Source organism: Streptomyces misionensis (assembly GCF_900104815.1).
Lineage (GTDB): Bacteria > Actinomycetota > Actinomycetes > Streptomycetales > Streptomycetaceae > Streptomyces > Streptomyces misionensis.
This window is the reverse complement of record NZ_FNTD01000004.1, coordinates 2,134,953-2,150,566: the sequence shown is the minus strand read 5'-3', so window position 1 is coordinate 2,150,566 and position 15,614 is coordinate 2,134,953. Positions and strand designations below refer to the sequence as shown.

Here is a 15,614-nt window from a genome sequence, read left to right as displayed (position 1 = left end):
CCGCGCGCACGGCGCCGCGGCGGGGGCGCGGTCGTCGTCAGCCCTTGAGCGCCGCCGCCATCATCGCCCTGGCCACCGGCGCCGCCAGCCCGTTGCCGCTGACCTCCGAGCGCGCCGCGTCCGACTGCTCGACCATCACCGCGACGGCCACCTCCTTGCCGGTGCTGTCGGACTTGCCGAACGCGGTGAACCAGGCGTACGGCGTCTTGCTGTTGTTCTCGCCGTGCTGCGCGGTACCCGTCTTGCCGCCGACGGTCACCCCGTCGATCAGCGCGTTGGTGCCGGTGCCGTCCTTCACCACGGTCTCCATGGCCGACTGGAGCTGGGCGGCGGTCCGGGCGCTGACGATCCGCTTGGTCGTGGTGTGGCCGTCGTAGTCCTGCACCACGTCACCGCCGCTGTCGACGGTGCGCGACACCATGTGCGGGGAGACGAGTTCGCCGCCGTTGGCGAGCGCCGCGGACACCATGGCCATCTGCAGCGGGGTCGCGGTGACGTCGTACTGGCCGATGCCCGTCAGACCGGTCGAGGACTTGTCCATGCCGGTGGGGTAGACGCTGGTGTACGCGCGCACCGGCACGTCCTGGTGGTCGTCGTTGAAGCCGAACTTCTCGGCCATGGCCCGCACCTTGTCCTGCCCCAGGTCGACGGCCATCTTGGCGAACACGTTGTTGCAGGAGTACTGGAGGGCGACCCGGATGGAGGCGTTCGCGCAGGGCGCCGAGGGGTTCTCGTTGTCCATGTCGCGCACGGTGCCCGGCAGCCGGTACGGGTTGGGGCTGTCGGTGCGCTGGTCCACGTCCTTGTACAGCCCGCTCTCCAGCGCGGCCGAGGCCACCACCAGCTTGAACGTGGAGCCCGGCGGCAGCGGCTGGCGCAGCGCGCGGTTGGTCAGCGGCTTGTCCGGGTCCGCGTTGAGCCGCTGCCAGGACGGCCCGGCCGTGTTGGCGTCGGTGAGCGCCGAGGGGTCGTACGACGGCGTCGAGACCGCCGCGAGGATGCGGCCGGTCCTGGGGTCGATCGCGACGGCGCCGCCCTTCTTGCCGCCGAGGGCGCGGTAACCCGCCTTCTGCACGGCCGGGTCGATGGTGGTGACCACGTCCCCGGGGGAGGCCCGCTCGCCGGTCAGGGTGTCCATCACCGTCTTGAGCCGGGGGTCGGTGCCGTTGAGCAGGTCCGTGTAGATGCCCTCCAGCTGTGTGGGCGCGTACGCCTGTGACGCATAGCCGGTCACCGCCGCGTACAGCGCGCCGTCCGTGTAGGTCCGCTTGTACGCGAGGTCGCCTCCCTTCGTCCTGGCGGAGCCGGTGATCGCGTTCCCGGCCACGATGATGTTCCCCAGCGGCCGCGAGTACGTCTCGATCGCGCCGCGCCGGTTGAGCGTGTCGTCCGCGAGGGCCTTGCCGTCGTAGAACTGCACCCAGGTCGCCCGCACCAGCAGGGCGAGCACGAGCAGCAGCGCGAAGACGGACGCCCGTCTGATCGTCTTGTTCATCCCGACCGACAGACGAGCCGAACGGGCGGAACGTTCCCGTCCGGCCGATTTCTCATCGCCCGCTCATCTTGCGGTCAGGTGTCCGCCTCGTCCCGCGCGCCGGCCGCCAGGACGAGCACCACCTCGTCGATCTCCCGGCCCCGGCCGTTGGCGAAGCCCCGGGCGCGGGCGGTCTCGCGGAAGCCGCACTTGGCGAGGACCCGCAGCGAGGCGGCGTTGTCCGCCGCCGCCCGCGCGTACAGCGGCCGCTCCGGGACCTCGGCGAGCAGCGCCCGCAGCGCGGCCGTCGCCACACCCCGGCCCCAGTACCCGCGGTCGATCCAGTACGTCACCTCGCGCTCGCCGGGTTCGCCGTAGACCGCCGCGCTGCCGGCCACCCGTCCGTCGGCCAGCACGGTGCGCAGCACGTCGCCGGAGGCCCGCACGCGTTTGAGGTGTGCCTCGAAGGCGTCCCGGTCGGTCGGGTCCTTCGGGCCGAACGCGGCCATCCGGAGCGACTCCGGGTCCGTCATCTGCCGGAAGAAGACCGGCAGATCCTCGTCCTCCACCATCCGCAGCGCGATCTCCATGGGGCCCGAGACTACGACGGCCGGACCGCGTGCGGCGCTCGCCGCGCTCACAGCCTCCGCGTCGCCGTCGCCAGCCGTTCGCGCGCGTCAAACAGCGCGTCCCTGATCGTCCGCTCATGGTCGGGAGTCAGCCGGGCCACCGGCACCGAGCAGCTGACGGCGTCGCGCGCCGGGGTGCGGTACGGGATGGCCACGCCGAAGCAGCGCAGCCCCACCGTGTTCTCCTCGCGGTCGACCGCGAAGCCCCGCTCCCGCACCTGGCGCAGCTCCTCGATCAGCTCCTCCCGGTCGGTGAGGGTGTGCTCGGTGAGCGACGGCAGGGTCGCGGGCAGCATCTTGCGCACCTCCTCGTCGTCGTACGTGGCGAGGATCGCCTTGCCCAGGGAGGTGGAGTGGGCCGGGAGCCGGCGCCCGACCCGGGTGAAGGGGCGCAGATAGTGCTGGGACGGGCGGGTGGCCAGGTAGACGACGCTGGTGCCGTCGAGGCGGGCCAGGTGGATGGTCTCCGTGGTGTCCTCGGAGAGCCGGTCCAGGGCCGGGCGGGCGGCGGCCACCACCTCGTCGCCGTCGATGTAGGAGGTGCCGACGAGCAGCGCCCGCACCCCGATGCCGTAGCGCGTGCCCGTCGCGTCCGTCTCCACCCAGCCCAGCTCGACCAGGGTGCGCAGCAGCATGTACAGGCTGGACTTGGGGTAGCCGACGGCCTCCTGGACGGCCGCGAGGGAGTGCATCCCGGGGCGGCCGGCGAAGTACTCCAGCAGTTCGACCGTCCGTACCGCGGACTTGACCTGCGCCCCGCCCCCCGCGTCGCCTGCCGTCATCGCCCTTGACCCCTTCGATTCGACGAGGACCTGAGATATACAGTCTCCGAGCAGCGTGTTCAGCATCAGAAACGCCGTTCAGCATAGCGAACGGCGTGCTCGGGCTGACCCGGTCAAGTGCGGCCTTTTGGGAGGGACCCGCGGTGGCAGCAGCACCAGTCTGGAGTGTCGACCCGCGTACCGGGAAGCGGCGGGAACAGGTCGCGGTCGAGGCCACGGCCCAGGAGGTGGACGCGGTCGTCCGGGCGGCGCACGCCGCGCGCGGCGCCCTCGCCCGGCGCGCCGTCCGCTCCGCCTTCCTGCGCTCGGCCGCCGCGGGCCTGGAGGCGGCCCGGGAGGGCCTGGTGGAGACCGCCGACGCCGAGACCGCGCTGGGCCCGGTCCGGCTGACCGGCGAACTCGCCCGCACCGCCTACCAGTTGCGGGCCTTCGCGGACATCGTCGAGGAGGGCGCCTTCCTGGACGTCGTCATCGACCACCCGGACCCCGCCGCCACCCCGCCCGTCCCGGACCTGCGCCGCTGGAAGGTCCCGCTCGGCGTCGTGGCTGTCTACGGCGCGTCCAACTTCCCCTTCGCCTTCTCCGTCGCGGGCGGCGACACCGCGAGCGCGCTGGCCGCGGGCTGCCCGGTCGTCGTCAAGGCCCACCCGGACCACCCGGCCCTGTCCGAACTGGTCGCCAAGGTGCTGCGCCGGGCCGCCGCCGAACACGGCATCCCCGAGGGCGTCCTCGGCCTGGTGCACGGCTTCGACGCGGGCGTCGAACTGATCGGGCACCCGCTGGTCGCCGCCGCGGGCTTCACCGGTTCGCCGCGCGGCGGGCGCGCCCTGTACGACGCCGCCGCCGCGCGCCCGGTGCCGATCCCCTTCCACGGCGAACTCGGCTCGCTCAACCCGGTCCTGATCACCGAGGCCGCGGCGGCCGAGCGTGCCGAGGAACTGGGCACCGGCCTGGCCGCCTCGGCCACCCTCGGCGTCGGCCAGTTCTGTGTGAAGCCCGGCCTGGTCCTGGTGCCCTCCGGGGCGGCGGGCGACGACGTGCTGAAGCACCTGACCGACGCGGTGAGCGCCACCGAGGCCGGGGTGCCGCTCGACCACCGCATCCGCGACGCCTTCGTCGCCGGAGTCCGCGAGCGCGCCGCCCTGCCCGACGTGGCGTCCCCGGTGACCCCGGGCGCCTGCGGCGAACACCTGGTCAGCGCGGGCTTCCTCACGGTGCCGGCGGACAGGCTGACCGCGCCGGGGGCCCACGACCTGCTCCTGGAGGAGTGCTTCGGCCCGGTCACGGTGGTGGCCCGCTACACGGACGAGGCACAGGCCACGGCCGTCCTGTCCCGGCTGCCCGGCACCCTCTCGGCCACGGTCCACCTCTCCGCCGGGGAGGCCGGCGGAGCGGGCACGGCCGGTGAACTCCTCGCCCTGCTCACCACCCTGGCCGGCCGCGTGGTCGTCGACGCCTGGCCGACCGGCGTCGCCGTGGCCCCCGCCCAGCACCACGGCGGCCCCTACCCGGCCAGCACCTCGACGTCGACGTCGGTGGGCGGTACGGCGATCGAGCGCTGGCTGCGCCCGGTCGCCTACCAGAACACCCCGCCGGCCCTGCTGCCGCCCGAGCTGCGGGACGACAACCCGCTCGGCGTCCCCCGGCGGTTCAAGGGAGTCCTGGAGCGGTAGGAACCGCGGGGGCCCGGGCGGACGTCCCCTGCCGCATGACCGCGACACGAGACGACCGGGGCGCCCTGCGGATCCGCGCCGCGCTGCCCGCCGAGGCCGAGGCCGTCGCCGCGCTGCACCTGCGGGCCCGCTCGACCTACTACCCGGACGGGGTGCCGCAGGCGGACTTCGACTGGGTCAAGGCGTGGCGGCGATCCATCGAGCGCCCGGACGGGCGGGTGCTGTGCGCCCTGCGGGCGGGGCGGCTCGTCGGGATCGCCTCCTTCCGCACCCCGGACGGAGCCGGCCCGGCCACCGTCAAGCTGTTCCAGTTCCATGTCGACCCCGACCGCTGGCGGGCCGGCATCGGCACCGCCCTGCACGCGGCCTGCGCCGGGGAATGGCGGGCCGGAGGACGGCGCACCGCCGTGCTCGACGTCCACGTGGACAACCTGCGGGCCCAGGGCTTCTACGCCCGGCAGGGCTGGGTGCCCGACCCGGAGAACCCGCCGGCCGAGGGCGACCACCACCTCTTCCTGCGGTACGCCGTGCCGCCGGCGGAATGACCAGCGGCACTTGAACGTTCACGTATCGGGCGGAGAGCGGCTCCGCGCCCGTACGACCTGGAGAGAACGAAGACATGCGCGTCGAGATCTGGAGCGACATCGCCTGCCCCTGGTGCTACGTGGGCAAGGCCCGCTTCGAGAAGGCGCTCGCCGCCTTCCCGCACCGCGACGAGGTCGAGGTGGTGCACCGCTCCTTCGAGCTGGACCCGGGCCGTGCCAAGGGTGACGTCGAGTCCGTGCTCACCATGCTGACCAGGAAGTACGGCATGAGCGAGGCGCAGGCCGAAGCCGGCGAGGACAACCTGGGCGCCCAGGCCGCCGCCGAGGGCCTGGACTACCGCACCCGGGGCCGCGACCACGGCAACACCTTCGACATGCACCGCCTGCTGCACCTCGCCAAGGAGCACGGCAGGCAGGACGAGCTGATCCAGATCCTGTACCGGGCCAACTTCGCCGAGGAGCGGTCGGTCTTCGCCGAGGGCGACGAGCGGCTGGTGGAGCTGGCCGTGGAGGCCGGGCTCGACGCCGACCGGGCGCGCGCGGTGCTCGCCGACCCGGAGGCCTACGCCGACGCGGTCCGCGCCGACGAGCGCGAGGCCGCCCGGCTCGGGGCGACCGGTGTGCCCTTCTTCGTCCTCGACCGCACCTACGGCGTCTCCGGCGCCCAGCCCGCCGAGGTGTTCACCCAGGCGCTCACCCAGGCCTGGGGCGAGCAGACCCCGCTGAAGCCGGTCGACCGGCAGGACGCCGAGGCGTGCGGCCCGGACGGGTGCGCGGTGCCGCGGCAGGACTGAAAACCGCAGGCCGCGGCGGTCGTATAAGCAGAGCTTGGCCGCTCGCCGGGGAAAGGCGCGATGGACGGGGCCCGTTCCGGCCCGCACAGTGGGCTCATGGAGACCTTCGAGAGCCTCGTCCGCGCCGAGTTCCGCCCGAAGAACACCTATCTGAACACCGCGACCAGCGGCCTGCTCCCGGCCCGTACCGTCACCGCCCTGCGGGAGGCGACGGAGCTGCGGGCCGAGGGGCGGCCGCTGGACCCGCTGTTCGAGAACGTCGAGCACGCCCGGGCCGCCTTCGCCCGCCTCGCCGGGGTCCCGGTCACCCGGGTGGCGGCCGGCCCGTCCGTCGCCGCGCAGACCGGTCTGATCGCGGCCGCGCTGCCCGCGGGCGCCGAAGTCCTCACCGCCGAGGACGAGTTCACCTCGGTGGTGAACCCCTTCCACGTGCGCGGCGACCTCAAGGTGCGCGCCGTGCCGCTGGAACGGCTCGCGGAGTCCGTGCGGCCCGGCACCGCGCTGGTCGCGGTGAGCGCCGCCCAGTCCGCCGACGGCCGGATCGCCGACCTCGCCGCGCTGCGCGAGGCGGCCCGCACCCACGGCGCGCGCACCTACGTCGACTTCTCCCAGGCCGCAGGATGGCTGCCCGTCGACGCGGACGGCTACGACTACACGGTGGCGACCACCTTCAAGTGGCTGCTCGGCCCGCACGGGGCGGCCTTCCTCGTGGTCCCCGAGGACTTCGGCGAGCTGACCCCGCTGCTCGCGGGCTGGGTCGCGGCCGAGCAGCCGTGGGACAGCTGCTACGGCCCGGTCGCCGAACTCGCCCACTGCGCCCGCCGGTTCGACGTCAGCCCCGGCCTGTTCACCTACACCGGGGTGCACAGCTCGCTCACGCTGTTCGAGGAGCTGGGCGTGGCCGCCGTACGCGAGCACGACCTGGCCCTCGCCGACCGCTTCCGGCGCGGGCTCGCCGGGCTCGGGCACGAACCGCTGCCCGCGCCCGGCTCGGCGATCGTCTCCGTGCCCGGACTCGGCGGCAGGCAGGCGGAGCTGAGCCGGGCCGGCATCGAGGTCTCCAACCGGGCGGGCAACCTGCGCGCGTCCTTCCACCTGTACAACACGGCGGCGGACGTGGACCGGCTGCTCGACGTGCTGGCCGGCTGAGACATGACCGGGCCGGGGCCGCCCGTCCCACACGCGGCGGCCCCGGCCCGGTGACCGAAGGCGCCTACCGCACCGGGGTGAAGTCGCGCGCGCCGATGAACTCCGGCCGGCGCACCGGCGCCGCGAACGGCTCCACCGCCGTGTTCTCCACGCTGTTGAACACGATGAAGACGTTGCTGCGCGGGTACGGCGTGATGTTGTCGCCGGAGCCGTGCATGCAGTTGCAGTCGAACCAGGTCGCCGAGCCCGGCCTGCCGGTGAACAGCCGGATGCCGTACTCGCCCGCCAGCTTGGTCAGCGCCTCGTCGGACGGGGTGCCCGCGTCCTGCATCTGGAGCGACTTCTTGTAGTTGTCCTTGGGCGTCTCACCGGCACAGCCCAGGAACGTCCGGTGCGAGCCCGGCATGATCATCAGGCCGCCGTTGGTGTCGAAGTTCTCGGTCAGCGCGATCGAGACGGACACCGTGCGCATGTTCGGCAGCCCGTCCTCGGCGTGCCAGGTCTCGAAGTCCGAGTGCCAGTAGAAGCCGCTCGCCCCGAAGCCCGGCTTCACATTGATCCGGGACTGGTGGACGTACACGTCGGAGCCGAGGATCTGCCGGGCCCGGCCGACCACCCGCTCGTCGCGCACCAGGTTCGCGAACACCTCGCTGATCCGGTGCACCTCGAAGACCGAGCGGATCTCCTGGGACTTCGGCTCCACGATGGAGCGCTCGTCGAAGCGGATCGCCGGGTCGGCGACCAGCCGCTCCAGCTCGCGGCGGTAGACCTCGACCTCGTCCGGACCGATCAGCTGGTCGACGGCGAGGAAGCCGTCACGCTCGTACGACTGGAGTTCGGCCGCCGCGATCGGTCCCGGCGTGTCGGGGGAGCCCCAGAGGACCGGGTCCTGGCGCGGGACGGTCACCTCGGCGCTGCCGCGGGTCGGGTAGAGGTCCTTCACAGTGGCGGTGGTCATGGGTCCTCACACCTCCTCGGGCTCGGTGAGCAGCGGGTACACCCCGTTCTCGTCGTGGTCCTCCCGTCCGGTCACGGGCGGGTTGAACACGCAGATGCAGTGGAAGTCCTCCTTGACGCGCAGCGTGTGCCGCTCGTGCCCGTCCAGGAGGTACATGGTGCCAGGCGTGATGGTGTACGTCTTGCCGGTCTCGCGGTCGGTCAGCTCGGCCTCGCCCTTGGTGCAGACGACGGCCTCGATGTGGTTGGCGTACCACATCTGCGTCTCGGTGCCCGCGTACAGGATGGTCTCGTGCACGGAGAAGCCGACCCGCTCCTTGGCCAGGACGATGCGCTTGCTCTCCCAGGTGCCCGACTTGGACTTGATGTGCCGGTCGGTGCCTTCGATGTCCTTGAACGATCGGACGATCACGGTGGTGCTTCCTCCTGGTAGGCGTTGCGGTTCAGGCGGTTTCCCGGACGGCGCGGGCGAGGACGCTGAGCCCCTCGTCCAGCTCGTCCGGGGTGATGGTCAGGGCCGGCAGCAGCTTGACGACCTCGCTCTCCGGCCCTGAGGTCTCGATGAGCAGGCCCAGTTCGAAGGCCCGCCGGGCGACGCGCGCGGCACGGTCCTTGGCGTGGAACTCCAGGCCCCACACCAGTCCGCGCCCGCGGTACTCCTTCACATCGGCGAGGTTCTCCTCGGTGATGGAGATCAGCGCCTGCTCGACCTGCTCGCCGCGGGTGCGGGTCTGCTTCTCCATGGCCGAGCCGTCGGTCCAGTAGGTCTCCAAGGCCGCGGTGGCGGTGACGAAGGCGGGGTTGTTGCCGCGGAAGGTGCCGTTGTGTTCGCCGGGCTCCCAGACGTCGAGTTCGGGCCGGAACAGGCACAGGGACATCGGCAGTCCGTAGCCGCTGATCGACTTGGAGACGGTGACGATGTCGGGGGTGATGCCGGACTCCTCGAAGGAGAAGAAGGCGCCGGTGCGGCCGCAGCCCATCTGGATGTCGTCGACGATCAGCAGCATGTCCTGCCGTTCGCACAGTTCCTTGAGGGCGCGCAGCCACTCGGGGCGGGCGACGTTGATGCCGCCCTCGCCCTGCACGGTCTCCACGATCACCGCGGCGGGTTTGTTCAGGCCGGAGCCCTGGTCCTCCAGGAGCCGCTCGAACCACAGGAAGTCGGGGACGGTGCCGTCGAAGTAGTTGTCGAACGGCATCGGGGTGCCGTGCACCAGGGGGATACCGGCGCCGGCCCGCTTGAAGGCGTTGCCGGTCACGGCGAGCGAGCCCAGGGACATGCCGTGGAAGGCGTTGGTGAAGGACACGATGGCCTCGCGGCCCTTGACCTTGCGGGCCAGCTTCAGTGCCGACTCGACGGCGTTGGTGCCGGTCGGGCCGGGGAACATGACCTTGTACGGCAGATCGCGCGGGCGCAGCACCAGGTCCTGGAAGGTCTGCAGGAACGAGCGCTTGGCCGTGGTCGACATGTCCAGGCCGTGGGTGATCCCGTCCCGGGACAGGTAGTCGATCAGCGCCCGTTTGAGCACCGGGTTGTTGTGGCCGTAGTTGAGTGATCCGGCACCGGCGAAGAAGTCGAGGTACGCATGGCCGTCCTCGTCGTACAGCCGGCTGCCCTGCGCGCGGTCGAACACGGTGGGCCAGCCACGGCAGTAGCTGCGCACCTCGGACTCGAGGGTCTCGAAGACGCTGAGGTCGGGCTGGGTGATGGTCACGGTGATTCGCTCCTCAGTGGGCGGGGGTCTCGGTCAACGGGCCGATCCGGTAGAGGACTTCGGGGTCGTGCGGGCCGTCCGGGAACAGCTCGGCCGGGAACAGCACCTCGCGGACGAGGGGCGCCCCGTGCCGCTCGGCGAACGAGGTGAAGAGCCGCTCGGAGGCGGTGTTGCCGGGGGTGATGGTGGTCTCGACGTCGGTGACGCCGCGCTCGGCGGCGAGGCGCGCGGTCAGTCCGTCCAGCAGCGCGGCGGCGATGCCGTGGCCGCGGTGGGCGGAGTCCACGGCGACCTGCCAGACGAGCAGGGTGCGGGGGCGGTCGGGGCGTATGTAGCCGGTGACGAAACCGACGGGCGTGCCGTCCGCACCGCGCGCCACCGCCGAGGTGCCGGCGAAGTCCCGGCACCACAGCAGATAGCTGTAGGACGAGTTGACATCGAGGGTTTTCGAGTCCTTGGCGAGGCGCCAGAGCGCGGCTCCGTCCGCCGTCGCCGGTCGGTCGATGAGCAGGTCTGCGGGTGCGGCAGTCATGCGGCACGAATTTAGCGATGCGAATTAAGAAATGCACGACCGCGACTCTGGCGCCGCCGGGACGGCTGTGCAAAATGCCCGAGTTGTACCACGTCAAAGTGGGGCAAAGTTACTTCGTTGTGGAGTGTGTCACACCCCGGAAACCGCCGGAAATGTTCCGGAAAACTGCCCCGTTTAGCTTCACGGAAAGCGGGCAGAAGAAGATGGGAAGCTGCCGTCCGATAAATTGGCGAGAATTGTGAAAGTAAATTGAATTCAGGCTTCGGTGGTTTCGTCGATTTGTTCGCGAGGGATATTCGCGTGCCCGCGGGACACGACGACGGCCCGCGCCGTGCGGCGCGGGCCGTCGTCTGCCGGAACCGGTGGCTACCGCCAGGCCTGCTCCGCGGCCCGGCGCGCGTCGTCCGGGCGCAGGGCGGCGCCCTGCTCGGCGAGGGCCGCGCCCAGGGCGGCCAGACAGGCGTCCACCGCCTCCGGGGTGGCGTCGGGACCGTAGTGGTTGACCCTGATCATCTCCTTGGCCAGGGCGCCGCCGCCCGCGGCCAGCGGCAGCGCGGGGTCGGCGGCCAGGGCGTGGGCCACCAGCTCGGAGGCGGCCATGGAGGACGGCACGCGCAGGGTCGTCGCCACCGGGGCCGCGTCCGCCGCCTCGTGGACGTACGGCTCCAGGCCGCCGCCGAGGGCCAGCGCACCCGCCCGGGTGGCGCGCGCCGCGCCGCGGTGGCGGGCCATCACCGTCTCCAGGCCGTCCGCCTCGATCCGCTCCAGGCACGCGTCCAGCGCCAGCATCTCCAGCTGCGCCGGGGCGTGCGGCAGCGCCGTGCGGCCGGCGTCCAGCCAGCGCTCCTTCCAGTCCAGCAGGGAGAGGTAGGAGCGGCGCGGCGCGTTCGGGTTCGCCGCCATCCGGGCCCAGGCGCGCTCGCTCACCGAGATCGCCGAGACGCCCGCCGGTCCGCCCATCGCCTTCTGCGCGCCGATCACGCACAGGTCCACGCCCCAGGCGTCCGGCAGCACCGGCTCGGCGCCCACGGAGGCGACCGCGTCCAGGTAGAAGAGGGCGCCGTGGCGCCGGACCACCTCGCCGATCTCCGCGACCGGGTTGGTGTTGCCGGTCGCCGCCTCCGCGTGCACCAGGGAGACGAAGTCGATCTCCGGGTGCTCGGCGAACGCGGCGCTGATCTGCTCCGCCCGCACCGCCGTGTGGAAGGGGACCGAGATGTCGTACACCGTGGCGCCGGCGTCGCGCAGCCAGTTGCCGAAGGTCTGGCCGTAGGGGCCGGTGATCACGTTCAGCGCCACCGTGCCCGGACCGGCCGCCGCGCGGATCGCGCCCTCCAGCGGCAGCAGCGCCTCGCCCTGCGTGATCAGTACGTCCTGCCGGGTGTCCAGCAGCCGGGCCACCCGGTCCTCGATGGCGGCGAAGCGCTGCGCGGTCAGCGGGGGCAGATCGAGGAAGGGGTGGGTCACGTCGGTGCTCTCTTCGCTCACAGGAGTCCACGGGGGCCGACCGGGAGGTGGCCGAGACGAGCCTAACTCCAGGCCCGAACCGCCCACCGACCAGTTGGTTCTCAGGTCCGACGGCCTCCTGGCCATGGGTTTGTTTTGAGCACCCCAAACATCTCCTTATAATCGGAACCTCTCATTCCCCCCACAGGAGACTCCCCCATGAAAACCCTCCTCGGACGCCGGACCCGCCTGCTGGCCGCGGTCACCGCGACCACCGGCCTCGTCCTCGTCGCGGCGGGCTGTTCCTCCGGTGACTCGGGGAGCGGCAAGACCACGGCCGGCGGCGTCCACCTCGCCAACGCCGGGAAGCTGACCACCTGCACCCACCTGCCCTACCCGCCGTTCCAGTCGGTGGTCGACGGCAAGGTGCAGGGCTTCGACGTCTCCCTGATCGACCTGGTCGCCAAGGACCTCGGCGTCAAGCAGCAGATCGTGGACACGCCGTTCGAGAACTTCAAGACGGGCGCCTTCCTGAACTCCGGCCAGTGCGACCTGGCCGCCGCCGGCATGACGATCACCGCCGAGCGCGCGAAGAACGTCGACTTCTCCGACCCGTACTTCGAGGCCACCCAGGCCGTCCTGGTCGCCAAGGACAGCGGGATCACCTCGCTGGCGGGCGCCAAGGGCAAGAAGCTCGGCGCGCAGGCGCAGACCACCGGCGAGGACTTCGCCAGGAAGAAGGGCCTCGACCCGGTCTCCTTCGCCTCCTCCGACGCGGTCCTCAACGGCCTGCGCACCGGCCAGGTCCAGGCCGTCGTCATCGACTACCCGGTGGTGCAGGGCTGGCTGAAGGACAAGGCCAACGCGGACAAGTTCAAGATCGTCGACAATCTGAAGACCGGCGAGCAGTACGGCTTCACGGTCAAGAAGGGCAACAAGCCGCTGCTGAACGCCATCAACAAGGCGCTCAAGGACGCCAAGGCCGACGGCACCTACAAGAAGATCTACGAGAAGTGGATCGGTCCGTACGACTCCTCCGTCGCCTCCCCGGCCGGTTCCTGACCCCATGGCCGACACGGACACCGGTATCCAGCCCAAGCGCACCGGGCTGACCCGCACCCAGAAGCGCCGGATCTCCCGCGGCGCCCAGTACGTCGTCCTCGTCGCCGCGGTGATCGCCTTCGTGGTCTACGCGGACTGGGGGCGGCTGCAGAACCAGTTCGCGCAGCCCGCCATCGCGAAGCAGCTGTTCCCCGAGCTGATCACGGTGGCCCTGAAGAACACCGTGCTGTACACGCTCTCCGGGTTCGTCGTCGGCCTGGCCCTCGGCATGGTCATCGCCCTGATGCGGCTGTCCTCCGTGGGGCCCTACCGCTGGCTCGCCGGCATCTACGTCGAGATCTTCCGCGGCCTGCCCGCGCTGCTGATCTTCATCTTCGTCGGCGTCGGCGTGCCCCTGGCCTTCCCGGACGTGCAGTACCCGGGCGGGACGTACGGCAAGGTCGCCGTCGCGCTCGGCCTGGTCTCCGCCGCCTACATGGCGGAGACGATCCGCGCGGGCATCCAGGCGGTGCCCAAGGGGCAGCTGGAGGCGGCCCGCTCGCTCGGCTTCTCGCCGGCGCGCGCCATGGTCTCCATCGTGCTGCCGCAGGCCTTCCGGATCATCCTGCCGCCGCTGACCAACGAACTCGTGCTGCTCTTCAAGGACTCCTCGCTGGTGCTGTTCCTCGGCGTCACCCTGGAACAGCGCGAACTGTCCAAGTTCGGCAACGACCTGGCCAGCCAGACCGCCAACTCCACGCCCATCCTGGTCGCGGGCCTGTGCTATCTGCTGATCACGATTCCGCTGAGCCTCGTCGTGCGCCGTATGGAAGCCAAGTCCCTCAGGGAGATCAGGTGAGCCGCCCCGAGATCAGCGTCCGGGACCTGCACAAGTCCTTCGGCGACAACCACGTGCTGCGCGGCATCGACCTGGAGATCGGCCAGGGCGAGGTCGTCTGCGTCATCGGCCCCTCCGGCTCCGGGAAGTCCACGCTGCTGCGCTGTGTGAACCTGCTGGAGGAGCCCACCAAGGGTCAGGTCTTCGTGGGCGGCACCGAGGTGACCGACCCGGACGTCGACATCGACGCCGTGCGCCGCCGCATCGGCATGGTCTTCCAGCAGTTCAACCTGTTCCCGCACCTCAGCGTCACCGAGAACCTCACGCTGCCCCAGCGCCGGGTGCTGAAGCGGGACAAGGAGCGGGCCGCGCGGATCGCCGCTCAGAACCTGGCCCGGGTCGGCCTCGCGGAGAAGGCGGACGCCTACCCCGCGTCCCTCTCCGGCGGCCAGCAGCAGCGCGTGGCCATCGCCCGCGCCCTCGCCATGGGCCCCGAGGTGATGCTCTTCGACGAGCCGACCTCCGCGCTCGACCCGGAGCTGGTCGGCGACGTCCTCGCCGTGATGCGCGGGCTCGCCCGCGAGGGCATGACGATGATGGTCGTCACCCACGAGATGACCTTCGCCCGGGAGGTCGCCGACCGGGTCGTCTTCATGGACGGCGGGGTGATCGTCGAGGACGGCCGCCCCGACCAGGTCATCGGCGCGCCCCGGCACGAGCGCACCCGCCACTTCCTCTCCCGCCTCCTCGATCCGGCGATGGCCGAGGTCGAGGAGGACGTCCCGGACCAGGGGGGAACCGGCGGGGTCTAGCCCTCTGGACGAGAGGCCCTAAGGTGCCGGTATGAGCGATCAGCCGGTGCTGCATGTGAAGGGCAGGGTCCTCGTCGGACCGGAGGACGTGCGCGACGAGTTGTGGGTGGTCGGCGGCCGGGTGTCGTTCGACCGCCCGGCCGGGGCCCGGGACGTCCGCACGGTCGAGGGCTGGGCGCTGCCCGGCCTGGTCGACGCGCACTGCCACGTGGGTCTCGGCGCGGAGGGCCCGGTCGACGCGGAGACCGCGGAGAAGCAGGCGCTGACCGACCGGGAGGCGGGCACCCTGCTGCTGCGGGACGCCGGCTCGCCCTCCGACACCCGCTGGATCGACGACCGCGAGGACCTGCCGAAGATCATCCGGGCCGGCCGGCACATCGCCCGCACCCGCCGCTACATCCGCAACTACGCCTGGGAGATCGAGCCGGAGGACCTCGTCGCCTACGTCGCCCGGGAGGCCCGGCGCGGCGACGGCTGGGTCAAGCTGGTCGGCGACTGGATCGACCGCGACCTCGGCGACCTCGCTCCCTGCTGGCCCCGCGAGGCGGCCCGGGCCGCGATCGAGGAGGCCCACCGGCTCGGCGCCCGGGTCACCGCGCACTGCTTCGCCGAGAACTCCCTGCGCGATCTGGTCGAGGCGGGCATCGACTGCATCGAGCACGCCACGGGCCTGACCGAGGACCTGATCCCGCTGTTCGCCGAGCGGGGTGTGGCCATCGTCCCCACGCTCGTCAACATCGCCACGTTCCCGCGGCTCGCGGCGGGCGGCGACACCAAGTACCCGCGCTGGTCCGCCCATATGCGACGGCTGCACGAGCGGCGCTACGACACCGTGCGCGGCGCCTACGACGCCGGCATCCCGGTGTTCGTCGGCACGGACGCCGGCGGTTCGCTGCCCCACGGCCTGGTCGCGGCGGAGGTCGCCGAGCTGGTCCGGGCGGGCATCCCCCGCGTCGAGGCGCTGGCGGCGACCAGCTGGACCGCCCGGGAGTGGCTGGGCCGGCCCGGTCTGGAGGAGGGGGCGCCGGCCGACCTCGTGGTGTACGACGAGGACCCCCGGGCCGACGTCGGGGTGCTGGCATCGCCGCGCCGGGTGGTCGTCGACGGGAACGTGTATTCCTGAGGTCTCGAAGATGCGTGCGGAATTTCCACTTTGGAGTGAAGTGACCCGGGAACGCTGACCGTTCACCCACACGGCGTACAAGGTTGACGGGTCCCAAGCTTGTT

At 71.7% G+C, this 15,614-nt stretch carries 16 protein-coding genes; 8 read left to right on the top strand and 8 right to left on the bottom strand.

What is annotated here, in order from left to right:
• Positions 1 to 37: 37 nt before the first annotated feature.
• The 3 genes from BLW85_RS11355 to BLW85_RS11345 form a co-directional block, all read right to left on the bottom strand.
• Positions 38 to 1,495, bottom strand: coding sequence for a peptidoglycan D,D-transpeptidase FtsI family protein (locus BLW85_RS11355; protein WP_070025375.1), 1,458 nt, complete (start codon positions 1,493 to 1,495; stop codon positions 38 to 40).
• 74 nt (positions 1,496 to 1,569) lie between these two features.
• Positions 1,570 to 2,064 carry a GNAT family N-acetyltransferase gene (locus BLW85_RS11350; RefSeq protein ID WP_074996041.1) on the bottom strand — a complete coding sequence of 165 codons (495 nt, stop codon included), beginning with the start codon at positions 2,062 to 2,064 and terminating at the stop codon, positions 1,570 to 1,572.
• Between the two features lie 47 nt (positions 2,065 to 2,111).
• Complete coding sequence (locus BLW85_RS11345; RefSeq protein WP_070025374.1) at positions 2,112 to 2,885, bottom strand: IclR family transcriptional regulator; 774 nt, start codon at positions 2,883 to 2,885, stop codon at positions 2,112 to 2,114.
• A gap of 143 nt (positions 2,886 to 3,028) precedes the next feature.
• Between BLW85_RS11345 and BLW85_RS11340 the strand changes: the two genes are divergently transcribed.
• The 4 genes from BLW85_RS11340 to BLW85_RS11325 all read left to right on the top strand — a co-directional run bounded on the left by BLW85_RS11340 (position 3,029) and on the right by BLW85_RS11325 (position 7,046).
• Positions 3,029 to 4,558, top strand: a complete 1,530-nt coding sequence (locus BLW85_RS11340) for an aldehyde dehydrogenase (NADP(+)) (RefSeq protein WP_070025373.1) — start codon at positions 3,029 to 3,031, stop codon at positions 4,556 to 4,558.
• Positions 4,559 to 4,593: 35 nt separating this feature from the next.
• Positions 4,594 to 5,103 (top strand): GNAT family N-acetyltransferase, encoded by a 510-nt coding sequence (locus tag BLW85_RS11335; protein WP_074991979.1) that lies wholly within the window; start codon positions 4,594 to 4,596, stop codon positions 5,101 to 5,103.
• Positions 5,104 to 5,177: 74 nt separating this feature from the next.
• Positions 5,178 to 5,897, top strand: a complete 720-nt coding sequence (locus tag BLW85_RS11330) for a DsbA family oxidoreductase (protein ID WP_070025371.1) — start codon at positions 5,178 to 5,180, stop codon at positions 5,895 to 5,897.
• A 96-nt stretch (positions 5,898 to 5,993) separates the two neighbouring features.
• The gene (locus BLW85_RS11325; protein WP_074996040.1) at positions 5,994 to 7,046 is read left to right on the top strand and encodes an aminotransferase class V-fold PLP-dependent enzyme; all 1,053 of its coding nucleotides are present in this window, start codon (positions 5,994 to 5,996) and stop codon (positions 7,044 to 7,046) included.
• 64 nt (positions 7,047 to 7,110) lie between these two features.
• Here the strand turns inward: BLW85_RS11325 and thpD are convergent, their stop codons facing one another.
• From thpD to BLW85_RS11300, 5 genes are all read right to left on the bottom strand, one after another.
• Entirely contained in the window at positions 7,111 to 8,004 is an 894-nt protein-coding gene (gene thpD / locus BLW85_RS11320; RefSeq protein WP_070025369.1) for an ectoine hydroxylase, read from the bottom strand.
• 6 nt (positions 8,005 to 8,010) lie between these two features.
• Positions 8,011 to 8,415: an ectoine synthase gene (locus BLW85_RS11315; RefSeq protein WP_070025367.1), complete on the bottom strand. Its 405-nt coding sequence runs from the start codon at positions 8,413 to 8,415 to the stop codon at positions 8,011 to 8,013.
• A 31-nt stretch (positions 8,416 to 8,446) separates the two neighbouring features.
• On the bottom strand, positions 8,447 to 9,718 hold the full coding sequence (gene ectB / locus BLW85_RS11310) for a diaminobutyrate--2-oxoglutarate transaminase (protein WP_074991978.1): 1,272 nt from the start codon (positions 9,716 to 9,718) through the stop codon (positions 8,447 to 8,449).
• A gap of 13 nt (positions 9,719 to 9,731) precedes the next feature.
• Positions 9,732 to 10,250 carry a diaminobutyrate acetyltransferase gene (ectA, locus tag BLW85_RS11305; protein ID WP_070025895.1) on the bottom strand — a complete coding sequence of 173 codons (519 nt, stop codon included), beginning with the start codon at positions 10,248 to 10,250 and terminating at the stop codon, positions 9,732 to 9,734.
• A gap of 366 nt (positions 10,251 to 10,616) precedes the next feature.
• Positions 10,617 to 11,717, bottom strand: a complete 1,101-nt coding sequence (locus tag BLW85_RS11300) for an aminotransferase class V-fold PLP-dependent enzyme (protein ID WP_074996039.1) — start codon at positions 11,715 to 11,717, stop codon at positions 10,617 to 10,619.
• A gap of 198 nt (positions 11,718 to 11,915) precedes the next feature.
• Between BLW85_RS11300 and BLW85_RS11295 the strand changes: the two genes are divergently transcribed.
• Genes BLW85_RS11295 through BLW85_RS11280 form a run of 4 tightly spaced genes read left to right on the top strand, consistent with a single transcriptional unit; the run spans position 11,916 to position 15,510 of the window.
• A complete protein-coding gene (locus BLW85_RS11295; protein ID WP_070025896.1) occupies positions 11,916 to 12,758 on the top strand; it encodes a basic amino acid ABC transporter substrate-binding protein in 843 nt (280 codons plus the stop codon).
• Positions 12,759 to 12,762: 4 nt separating this feature from the next.
• The gene (locus tag BLW85_RS11290) at positions 12,763 to 13,596 is read left to right on the top strand and encodes an amino acid ABC transporter permease (protein WP_070025897.1); all 834 of its coding nucleotides are present in this window, start codon (positions 12,763 to 12,765) and stop codon (positions 13,594 to 13,596) included.
• Positions 13,593 to 14,387: an amino acid ABC transporter ATP-binding protein gene (locus BLW85_RS11285; protein WP_071828794.1), complete on the top strand. Its 795-nt coding sequence runs from the start codon at positions 13,593 to 13,595 to the stop codon at positions 14,385 to 14,387. The genes BLW85_RS11290 and BLW85_RS11285 overlap by 4 nt, the downstream gene beginning before the upstream one ends.
• Before the next feature lie 31 nt (positions 14,388 to 14,418).
• Positions 14,419 to 15,510: an amidohydrolase family protein gene (locus BLW85_RS11280; RefSeq protein WP_070025899.1), complete on the top strand. Its 1,092-nt coding sequence runs from the start codon at positions 14,419 to 14,421 to the stop codon at positions 15,508 to 15,510.
• The last annotated feature ends 104 nt before the right edge of the window (positions 15,511 to 15,614 follow it).

What these genes read in the sequence shown, in the direction of transcription:
- BLW85_RS11355 (WP_070025375.1), bottom strand. Translation starts at nt 1,495, where the DNA reads ATGAACAAGACGATCAGACGGGCGTCCGTCTTCGCGCTGCTGCTCGTG.
- BLW85_RS11350 (WP_074996041.1), bottom strand. Translation starts at nt 2,064, where the DNA reads ATGGAGATCGCGCTGCGGATGGTGGAGGACGAGGATCTGCCGGTCTTC.
- BLW85_RS11345 (WP_070025374.1), bottom strand. Translation starts at nt 2,885, where the DNA reads ATGACGGCAGGCGACGCGGGGGGCGGGGCGCAGGTCAAGTCCGCGGTA.
- BLW85_RS11335 (WP_074991979.1), top strand. Translation starts at nt 4,594, where the DNA reads ATGACCGCGACACGAGACGACCGGGGCGCCCTGCGGATCCGCGCCGCG.
- BLW85_RS11330 (WP_070025371.1), top strand. Translation starts at nt 5,178, where the DNA reads ATGCGCGTCGAGATCTGGAGCGACATCGCCTGCCCCTGGTGCTACGTG.
- BLW85_RS11325 (WP_074996040.1), top strand. Translation starts at nt 5,994, where the DNA reads ATGGAGACCTTCGAGAGCCTCGTCCGCGCCGAGTTCCGCCCGAAGAAC.
- thpD (WP_070025369.1), bottom strand. Translation starts at nt 8,004, where the DNA reads ATGACCACCGCCACTGTGAAGGACCTCTACCCGACCCGCGGCAGCGCC.
- ectA (WP_070025895.1), bottom strand. Translation starts at nt 10,250, where the DNA reads ATGACTGCCGCACCCGCAGACCTGCTCATCGACCGACCGGCGACGGCG.
- BLW85_RS11295 (WP_070025896.1), top strand. Translation starts at nt 11,916, where the DNA reads ATGAAAACCCTCCTCGGACGCCGGACCCGCCTGCTGGCCGCGGTCACC.
- BLW85_RS11290 (WP_070025897.1), top strand. Translation starts at nt 12,763, where the DNA reads ATGGCCGACACGGACACCGGTATCCAGCCCAAGCGCACCGGGCTGACC.
- BLW85_RS11280 (WP_070025899.1), top strand. Translation starts at nt 14,419, where the DNA reads ATGAGCGATCAGCCGGTGCTGCATGTGAAGGGCAGGGTCCTCGTCGGA.